This is a genomic window from Streptomyces sp. AC627_RSS907, from assembly GCF_019049165.1.
Genome location: NZ_JAGMUE010001347.1, coordinates 1 through 554, shown reverse-complemented (window position 1 = coordinate 554; position 554 = coordinate 1). Strand labels below are relative to the sequence as shown.

The following is a 554-nucleotide window of genomic DNA, read 5'->3' as shown; positions in this document are numbered from 1 at the left end:
AGGCGCCGAGGGTGGCGAGCATCTGGGGCAGCAGCATGGCCCAGCCCATCGCCTCCAGCATCGAGCGCCCGGCGTGCACGGGGGTGGCGATCCGCTTCTCGCGCAGCATCACCATGCCCACGGCCAGCGCGACGACGGCGCCGATGCCCAGGCCCAAGATGGTCTCGCTGCCCTTCTGCAGCACCGGCTCGCCGCCGATGGACAGTTCCTTCACGCCGACCGCGCACGCCATGGCGACCAGCGGGATGGTGAGCGCGGGCACGAAGAGCCGGTTGCCCAGGCGCGCGGCGCTGGCCGTGCGCTCCGCGCCGGTGGTGGTGCGCACGGTGCCGCGCCCGGTGAAGCCGAAGCCCGCGAGGACGGCCATCGCCAGCACGGCGACGCCCAGCGGCTCGGCCGGGGCGCGGTCGTCCACGACCCAGGAGCTGTAGACGAAGCCCGCGCCGATCAGGCCCCAGAACGCCGCGGTGCCCACCCGCTTGGGGTTGCTGCGGTCGGTGATCATCTGGGCGGCCATCACCAGGAAGATGGCGCCGACGAGCCAGTAGAACCAC

At 73.1% G+C, this 554-nt stretch carries 1 protein-coding gene; it reads right to left on the bottom strand.

The genetic code is table 11. From position 1 onward, the window contains the following. Positions 1-554, bottom strand: a 554-nt coding sequence (locus tag KUM32_RS41850) for a 5-oxoproline transporter, DUF979 family subunit (RefSeq protein WP_217146846.1), incomplete at both ends; no start/stop codon positions are given.